Origin of the sequence: Streptomyces adelaidensis (assembly GCF_016598475.1) — a bacterium.
In the GTDB taxonomy this organism is placed as follows: Bacteria; Actinomycetota; Actinomycetes; order Streptomycetales; family Streptomycetaceae; genus Streptomyces; species Streptomyces adelaidensis.
In genome coordinates this window covers 22,126-30,665 of the sequence record NZ_JAEMUX010000092.1, presented here as the reverse complement: position 1 = coordinate 30,665, position 8,540 = coordinate 22,126, and the positions used below count along the sequence as shown (strand labels likewise).

Annotated in this window: 8 protein-coding genes and 1 pseudogene; all 9 read right to left on the bottom strand. The window is 68.4% G+C overall.

Going from position 1 to position 8,540, the window contains the following annotated elements; translation table 11 throughout:
* Positions 1 to 713: 713 nt before the first annotated feature.
* The 9 genes and pseudogenes from I8N67_RS34675 to I8N67_RS34635 all read right to left on the bottom strand — a co-directional run bounded on the left by I8N67_RS34675 (position 714) and on the right by I8N67_RS34635 (position 8,539).
* Positions 714 to 1,490: a phage antirepressor KilAC domain-containing protein gene (locus I8N67_RS34675; protein ID WP_200308256.1), complete on the bottom strand. Its 777-nt coding sequence runs from the start codon at positions 1,488 to 1,490 to the stop codon at positions 714 to 716.
* 337 nt (positions 1,491 to 1,827) lie between these two features.
* Entirely contained in the window at positions 1,828 to 2,190 is a 363-nt protein-coding gene (locus I8N67_RS34670) for a hypothetical protein (protein ID WP_200308255.1), read from the bottom strand.
* Complete coding sequence (locus I8N67_RS34665) at positions 2,187 to 2,630, bottom strand: hypothetical protein (RefSeq protein ID WP_200308254.1); 444 nt, start codon at positions 2,628 to 2,630, stop codon at positions 2,187 to 2,189. The genes I8N67_RS34670 and I8N67_RS34665 overlap by 4 nt, the downstream gene beginning before the upstream one ends.
* Positions 2,630 to 2,815, bottom strand: a complete 186-nt coding sequence (locus tag I8N67_RS34660; RefSeq protein WP_200308253.1) for a hypothetical protein — start codon at positions 2,813 to 2,815, stop codon at positions 2,630 to 2,632. Before I8N67_RS34660 ends, I8N67_RS34665 begins: the two co-directional genes overlap by 1 nt.
* A gap of 120 nt (positions 2,816 to 2,935) precedes the next feature.
* A pseudogene (locus tag I8N67_RS34655) lies at positions 2,936 to 3,538 on the bottom strand (peptidoglycan recognition protein family protein); the annotation flags it as partial.
* Between the two features lie 64 nt (positions 3,539 to 3,602).
* Positions 3,603 to 3,842: a hypothetical protein gene (locus I8N67_RS34650; RefSeq protein ID WP_200308251.1), complete on the bottom strand. Its 240-nt coding sequence runs from the start codon at positions 3,840 to 3,842 to the stop codon at positions 3,603 to 3,605.
* 62 nt (positions 3,843 to 3,904) lie between these two features.
* Entirely contained in the window at positions 3,905 to 4,417 is a 513-nt protein-coding gene (locus I8N67_RS34645; RefSeq protein ID WP_200308250.1) for a hypothetical protein, read from the bottom strand.
* A 28-nt stretch (positions 4,418 to 4,445) separates the two neighbouring features.
* Positions 4,446 to 7,181 (bottom strand): alkaline phosphatase D family protein, encoded by a 2,736-nt coding sequence (locus I8N67_RS34640; protein WP_200308249.1) that lies wholly within the window; start codon positions 7,179 to 7,181, stop codon positions 4,446 to 4,448.
* Positions 7,178 to 8,539 carry a hypothetical protein gene (locus I8N67_RS34635; protein ID WP_200308248.1) on the bottom strand — a complete coding sequence of 454 codons (1,362 nt, stop codon included), beginning with the start codon at positions 8,537 to 8,539 and terminating at the stop codon, positions 7,178 to 7,180. The genes I8N67_RS34640 and I8N67_RS34635 overlap by 4 nt, the downstream gene beginning before the upstream one ends.
* Position 8,540 lies beyond the last annotated feature (1 nt).

Genomic DNA, 8,540 nt, shown 5'->3' with positions numbered 1-8,540 from the left:
TGGGCCATAATGGTCTCCGTTCCAGGCTTCGTCACTTGGAACGGTACGCCGGATGGCCGATGGTGTGCGTGGGTTAGGCCCTTACGGATTGCGGTCCGTGGGGGCCTTTCTCGTGGGTGGCCGGTGAGTTTCTGGGCCTGCTGCTCGGTAGGCTGGCTGTATGCCCTCCTCCCCTTCGCGCCATGGTTCCGTGCGGTCTTCTGCGGTCGTGAATGCGGAGATTCGTGCGCTCGTTCGTGGTGCTGACGGGCGCCTGTACGGAGACGCGCGGGCCCGGTATGCGGAGCTGGTGGAGGAGTGGACGCGGGCGGTCGCGGTGGAACGGATCGACGTCACCGAAGCCGCTTGATCACTTTGCGCATGCCCGCCTAGTGAAAACCCTTGTCACTTTCGCGGCACCTCGAAAGTGATGGCCCGGCGCCATTACCGCCGATGGCAGCCGCAGAGCCTCCCGTGGGGAGGAAACCGGGAGGTGCGGCGGGCCCCGCCGAAACCCGCTCGGCAGGGCCCGAGAGGGAACCTCGCCCGGGGGTTGGCTCGGATCCCGCGCACATCACCATGCACCACATCCAGCCATAGCGAAAGAGACCGGACACGGGCATCTGCGGGTTCGATCGGGTGCGGATCGACGTCACCGAAGCCGGGTAGGTGCCCGGACACAGCAAAGCGGCCCCGCCCTCCCGAAGGAGAACGGGGCCGAAACTACGTGGCGGTCAGGCAGCAGCGTGCGCCTGCCAGCGGTCGAAGACGAAGTCCGCGCCCTGCACGGTGGCGTAGGCCACCTCGTAAGACACCTTCCCGTTCGTCTCCAGCTTCACCTCGAAGTGCCCCGAGGCCTGATACATACGGCGCGGCATGTTCTTGTTCGAACCGAACCGGGAGGGCTGCTTACGGAAGACGCCCTCGTCGACGAGCCAGTTCGTCATGTCCCGGACGGGCGTGTCGAGCATGTCGGCGATGGCCGTCATGCCGATCAGGCCCTCGGAGTTCATGAACTGGTCCCATTTGCCAGCCTTCGGCGCGAGGACCTTGTTCGCCGCCTCCAGCGCCTTGTTCTCCCGCACCTTGTCGAGGAGATGAACGAGAGCCTCCTCGTAGTCCTGCGGCACCGGGGCGGCCGTGGCGTCGTAGTGTCCGGTCTCCCGGATCTCCTTGAGGATCGACTTCACGCGGGATTTGATGGCCTTGGCGCCGGGGAGCGTGCTGCGGAAGATCAGCTCCCACAGCCCGTCCTCGTAGATGACGTTCATCATCTGCCGCCCGCCGGGGGTCAGCACAATCTGCTGCCCCTTCTCGTCGTCGTCGAGGAGCCTGGTCGCGTCGCTGGCCTGGCCGTATCCCATGGTCTTGGCGAAGTCGGCGGCCACCGCGTAGGGGGTGCCGTCCCCGGTGAGCCCGAAGCGGATGTCCGCGCCGGAGACGTTGAAGAGTTGGAGGGCACCCTGGCTGTCGCTCGACGGCTCAGGGGCGTTATGTTGGAACTGAGTCAAGGCTTCTCTCCTTGGATCCACGCCCTCGGCGGCTCCTACCGCGCGAGGGCATACTCATGTCCGTCACCCGAACGGTCGTCATCCGAGCAGCACAAGACTACTCCCTGTGAGGGACACCCCAGGAATATCAGCGATAAGTCATCGCACCTGACAAATCGCGCCGCCATTCCCGCTTCTCCCGAGACCGCCGAGCCCGCTTCGGCCACGACGCATCCGGACAGTCCAGCCCCGCCGGGCCACGACAGTACGGGCACCACGGCCGCGAGAACGTCCCCAACATCCGAGCCACGAGCCCACCTACACGTACAGCCGCCGCTGCGGATCCAACCCCGCAGCCTCACACTCCAGTCCGGTTGTACTCCTCCACCAGCGGGTGCGGCGGTTCCGGCTCGATCCCGGCACGGTGCATCTGCTGGGACCACCGGTCGGTCGTCCACGCGAACGCGCGCAGTACCGCTTCCAGCCGGGACATCTTCCCGCGCAACGAGCCGTTCTCCTCGTCGACCCGTTTCACTGTGGCCTCCAGCACGGCGAGGGACGCCTGCTGCTGTGCGGGCGCGGCGTTCGCGCGTGCAGCTGCTTCCGTCGCGGCAGCCGTCGCGCGGGCGGCGTCCCGGGTGGCGCGGGACACGAACCAGCCGCCCCCGCCGAGGATGCTCCCGGCCGCGGCTACGAGCCCCGCCCATTCGCCGACGTTCATATGGCTTTGCCTCTCCGGGCAGGCCTCGGTGCTGGGGGGACCGAATGCTCGGGCACCCAGGCCGCCCACAGGATGACCCCGATGTGTGAGGTCGCGTACCAGGCGGCGACGAATCCGCCGCGCGAGTAGTCGCCGCTGATGACGGCAACGGTGTAGGCGAACGCCCACACGGTGGGGGGAATGAGCGCGGCGAGGAATCCCCAGCCGTCCCGGCCGATCCGGAGGAACGCGGAGGCGGCGGTGATGAGGCCGCAGACGATCCACAGCCACGACCAGTGGCGCAGGCCGCAGAACTGGGTGAGGAACTCAAGGCCTTGGGCGGGCGGAGGGGCGACGAGGAAGCTGACGCCCCAGCTGGTTTTCCCGACACCGATGATCAGCAGGAAGACGCCGCGACGGCCCAGCTTCTCGGAGAGCCGCCGGGCCGCCCGGCACGACATCAGACGCCCAGGTTGCTGGGCTTGTTGGGCACGGCGTAGGTGATGCCCCACGCGCCGAGGACGGCGAGCACGATGGTGACACCCTCGCCGGTGGTGACCACGTTGTCCTGCACGGCCGTGACCGCGGCGGCGGACCCGGCCGCGAGACCGGCGATGAGGGACTTGGCGAAGCTGGCGATTCTCATGGGTCAGGCTCCCTTTTCCAGCGCGGTGACGCGCTTCTCCAGAGCGGTCAGCCGCTCCTCTGTCGTGGGCGGCTTCGGGGCCGGCGGTGTGGTCGTGCCGGGCGACCAGCTGGCCGCGTGCTTCAGCCGCTCGGCGGCGCGCTTGCGGATGTCGGGCATGGACACCCCGGGGCCGCGGGGGTCGACCTTGCCGGGCTGCCACTCCTTGTGCCCGATCACGCTGGTGTCGCCGTCCTCACCCCAGCCGTGCGCCCGGCAGAGCGCGGCTGCCGCGCGCACCATCGCCTCGACCTGGACGGCGGGCCACGGGTCCTTGCCGTCTCCGAGGTTCTCGCACTCGAAGCCGTAGAAGCGGGCATTGCCGTCGGTGTTCGCCTCGTTCGGAGCGGGCAGGGTCTTCTCGGCGATCACGGCCCGCAGGACGTCGTCGTCGCCGGAGCCGGCGTGGTTGGTACGGCCGTAGCCGACGAGGTGGACGGCGCCGTCCTTGGCGACAACGCCGTGGCACAGCGGGCCGGGCAGTCCTTGGTAGCCGGTACGGCAGATGCTCACCGTGTTGGCGGTGCCCTTGGTGACGGTGTGGTGGACCATCACCCCGTGGACTTCGCCCCAGGGGCCGTGACCGGCCCGGTTGTGGGTCTCCCAGTCGCCGACCTCGACGACCTTCACGCCCTCCGCCTTCAGGGCGGCGAGGAACTTGGACGCGGACAGTGGTGTGGCCATGGGGCCTCCAGACAGGAGAAAGGCCCCGGCCGGACGGCACGGGGCGTGTGTGGGGGCGCGGGGGTCAGGCCTCGATCGGGGTGAAGTCGAGGTAGTAGGAGCGGCCGGGCTCGAAGGTGACAGCGGGGTTGTCCACCTGGATCGTGAGGCTCCCGGACGGGGTGGCCTTGGCGAACCGCTGGTCCTCCGGGGCGTCCGCGTCGTACGCGGCCATGAACTCGTAGGAGCGGCTGACGTGGGAGTCCTCCGGCCCCCACTTCTTGTGGGTCTCGGACATGCAGCGGAACTTGGCGCGGACGGCCATGAGTGCCTCCAGGGCATGAGAAGAGCCCCGGCCTGGTGGCGCGGGGCAGCTGATAACAGGGGTTATCGGATCCGCTGATACAGGAACCGCGTCTGGTTCCCACCCCGCAAGATCGTGTCGTTCGCGCTGCTCGTGTTCTGCGCGAACTGCAACGTGATCGGCCCCGGAGCCGCATCCGTCTGCAACGTCCCCCAGTCGTACGCCGAGTGGAAATTCACCGCCCCAGAGCCACCCGCGATCCGGTTCGTCGTCGCCGCCGGCCGCCGCAGGATCACGTCACCACCATCGTTCACCGACGCCGTCGACAAGCCAGCCGCATTGGCCTGCGTGAACGAACAGATCAACATCCCGGTCAGGTCCCACGCCCACTTGAAGTCCGCGGCCCCATCAGCAGAGTACGAGAGCCACAGCCGGTACTCGTACAGCGCGTTCGGCTCCAGCTGCACACTGATCTCCGAGTCGACCAGAGTCGTCCCCGTGGTGGCTGAGGTGACGGTCTGGTCGTTCTCCTGCGTCACCATGCGGGGGATCAGCGCGTTCCACTGATCCGCCGTCGCGATCTGCCCCGCGTACACGTACGGATTCGGCACCCGCATCTCCCTTCTACAGGCCCAGTGGGGCCGGTTGAGCCAGCGAGACCGGGGCCCCGGCCGCATGAGGCTTCGACACCTGGTTCCAGGCACGTTGGACGGTCATCCGCTGTGGAGTGAGCACCTCGAACTTGTCCCAGTTGGTCAGCACCGGAAGAGCGTTCGTGTTGGTCGGATCGAGGATCGCCCGCAACCCGATCCGGCCCGACGTCAGCGCACTGTCAGCGACGTCCACATGCCAGATCGCAGGCTCGAACGTCCCGTCCTCCCACACCCGCAGCCGCAACGCCGTCCCGATCGCCTGGAAGCGGATCCACCACAGCGACCCGGCCGTGTAGACGAGCCCCGGCACGTCGAACGCCGTGGACAGAGCGGTATCGACGCCCGCCTGACGGCGTACGATCCGCGCCCGCACCGTGCGCGAGGCCGCGAAGTTGAACTCGATCTCGCCGTAGTAGTAGGTGTTCCCGATGTCCGCTGGGTCCACCCGCAGCATGATCGACGTCTCGATGTTGCCGGCCGCCGCAAGCACTGACGGAGACGCCTGCACTTTCACATCCACGTCCGCGAGGACGAGGCTGCTCGGCAGGTACACACGACGGCTGGAGTTCACCGCGTTGACGCCGATCGTGCCCACCCCAGAGGCGACGTCGAAGTCCGCCGCGTTCGCGGTCGGCGAGACCTGCCACGCATGCCCCGAGTTGGACGTGCCCCACGAGTTGCTGGAGGTGCGATCGAACGTGTCCCACGCGTACGGCACGCAGCTGGTGACCGTGACGTCCTCCCCGCCCAGCGCCAGCCGCATCGGGAAGTGCGTGGGGTGCAGGTTCGGGGCATCGGCCGGACCATCCGAAATGATCCACGGCATCCGCTCGAACACGCCGTCCGGCGGCGTGTGCACGACCATCTCCGTCGCCCCGGCCGTCGCGTCTGAGACCAGCTGCGAGCCGGACGTGTCCCACCGGTTCGGCTGGTCTGGTCCTGCCGATGCCTCATCCACTGGGATCGAGCCGATGTTCCACGGCCGGCCGGGCGATGTGTTGGCCTGCCAATCCCACTCGAACTCGCCGATGCGCTCGCTGTACCCCTCGACGATCAACTGGACGTCGTCCGGGGGGAGGTCGTCCGGCGGATTGCTGATGGCCATCGCGTCGCCGAGGGAGGCGCCGGCCACCGCGTCCGCGACGGTGGTGGTGTTCCCGGCCTTGGCGAGGTCGATGTGGACCTCGGGGATGCGGGCGTCCGGGCTGGTGCCGAGGTGGACGCGCCAGGAAGCCTGATCGCCGAGTTGGTCGTCTGAGGCGACCTGGACGGTGGCGGAGTCCGGCTGGGTGCCGATCGCGTCGGTGCCGCGTGGGCCGTCCGTCTTCACGAAGCGGGCCTCGCCGCCATCTTGCCGCTTGGCGGTGAAGTCGTTCACGGTGCCGCCGGTGCCCACGGTGGGCCTGAACGGGTCCTTCACGTGACCGGCGTCGAAGTCCAGGCTGAGGACGGGGTTGCCGACATGCACATACGCCGTGTGGCTCTTCCACGCCGTGCCGTTGATCCACCCGGTGCCACCGAGTTCGATCGTGTGGCCCCGGTCGCGGACCTGCATGGTGCCGTACTGCTGACGGCCCATGGTGGAGCCGATGTCGTACAGGGGGTCCTCGGACCAGGAGCCGGAGTCCATCGACGCAAACATGTAGATCGGGAAGCCGCCCCAGGGGTTGCCGGGGCCCGAGCAGATGGACAGGGCGTGCATGTCGGCGGTGAGCTGGATCATCTTGTCGAGCCAGCCAGTGTCACCGAAGAGATCGATAACCTCGTCGCGCTCGTGCAGGAATGAGTTCCAGGTGTCGGTGCCGGTGCCGTCGGCGAGCCAGCGTGACGGGCTGATCCACACCAGAGCTTCGGCGCCCGTGTCGGCGGTAAGGACGGACTCCATCCACGTCTTCTGCGCCGAGCCGAGCATGGTCTTCGTCGGGGACTGCGGGTCGCTGTTCGGGTCGCGCGCCGAGCGGACGTCGGAGGCGATGAAGAGGATCCTGCCGACCTGCCAACTCTGGTTGATCGTGGACGCCGACGGCAGCGTGTAGTGCGGCACCCGCTCCCGATACACGCTGTTCGCGGTCGCGTTCCCGGCCGCCGTACGGTCCGAGTTGTTCGGCCCGAAGTCGTGGTCGTCCCACACGTACGTCAGGGGGTTGTCGCGGTAGAACCGGCCCTGACGGGCAGCCGCGCCGAGCGCGCCGTTGAACGTCAGCGAGTCGTTGTACCCGGCCCGGTAGTCGGCGGCCGTCGCGGTGGCGATGTTCCGATAGTGGAAGTCGCCGAGGTGGGAGAAGAACAGCCAGTCCTCGGCCGCCGATTGTGCCCGCATCGTGTCGAAGACCGGGTTGTCGGACACCGCGCTGGTGACGTACGAGTCGTCGCCGTCGCCCGTCAGGCCGGCGTCCCCGGCCGCCCCGAACGCGAAGCTCGCGCGCTCCCCGGCCGCGACCGGGTGCGTGCGGAATGTGCCGCTGAAGGCGGTGTCCAAGACACCGTCGTCCTCCAACGCGTAGTAGTAGCGGATGCCCGGCTGAAGCCCCGTCGCCTGGAGGGAGGCGATGCCGTCGGCCGTGGGTACGACCGGCCCGAAGTACGTCGGTGCCGACAGTGCGGCCGACAGGGACACGGCCAGCCGCGTACTCGCCCCGGTGACCTTCCCGCGCACCCAGGCGCTGGTGTCCGTGGTCGCCCCGGCCCACACGTGCGTAACGGTCACGCGCTCACCCCCTGGCTGTACTTCGAGCGGTTCGTCCGAATCTCCAGCGCCAGCTCGTCCGTCGCGTCGGTCAGCGTGCTGCCGTCCACCGCGATCGCAGCCTCCAGCAGGCTCATCAGGGTGGCGTTCATCTGCGGGCCCATCAGCGGCGTGTCGTCCAGACTGCCGATCACCCGCAGTGGGATGCCCTCCTCCAGGCACAGGCGCTCGATGCGGCGCCCGGCCGGCTCCCGTAGGTTCCCGAGCACTGCCTTCCACGTGTCGGCGGCGTCCGGGGCGGTGTCGCCCCAGCAGGTGACGTAGCCGAGCGAGGACGGGTCGGCGGTCGCCGTTGTGACCCCCCAGTCGTAGCGGAGTCTGGTGGGCGGGTGGTACAGCGTTGGGTCGGTGGCGAAGGCGACGGTCTCGCCGTCGATGATCAGGCTCCAGGCGATTTCCGCGCCGCTCTGCTCGATCACGAAGCGGATCATGTGAGGTGACTCGTCGAAGATCCCCGGGTCGTCCTGAGCCCACAGGGTCGAGGTGCCGGTGCCTGTCTCGCCGTAGAACGTCACGTCCAGGCGCAGCTGGTTGGCAGATCGGTCCGCGACCACGATGTAGGCGTTCAGCGGGTCCGCGTCCGTACCGGGACCGGTGTCGTACACCGTGAGGGTGTCGTCGTCACCACCCAGGCCCGAGCGGAAGAAGTCCACCGCCCAGCTGGTCACGTCGGCAGGCTGCATGGTGGCCGTGAGCTGGCCTCGGGTGTTGTCGGGGAGCTGGACGACGGAGGAGAGCCACGGCGCGAGGTCCCCCCGCGACCAATTCGGCTGCCCCTGGAAGAAGCTTCCCGACTTGCCGACAGCCCGCATGGGTTCCCCGCCCGTCACGATCTCGCTCCCCTGCCGGGCGTCCGAGCCGTCGGTGAGCGGCCAGCAGGCGAGCGGTCCGTAGTGGTTGATGTGGCGGCGTAGCGCGTTGTACGCCGGCGGGTCGCCGCCCTGGAGCGCATAGAGCAGCCCGAACGCGTCGACGGCTACCCAGCGGTCCAGGTCGGTCGCGTTCCGGTCCAGCACGAAGTCCGGGATCACCCCGCAGAACCGGTACCACTGCGTGCCGTTCGGGTTGACGCTGATCCGGCACACGGTGTTCGGCAGCAGTAGGCCGTAGTACTCGCCCGTCGGGTTCACCGGCGAGTAGCGGGCTCGCACTTCCGGGCTGTTCTTCAGGTAGAAGCGGCAGCGGGACGGCGACGGGCGGGACCCGCGGTCCTTCCGGCCGCACGTGATGTTGATCCGCCCGCGTACGTAGACGTCGGTCGTGACGTCCACGTACGCGCCGCCCAGCAGAAACTCCACCTTGGCTTCTGGATATGCCACC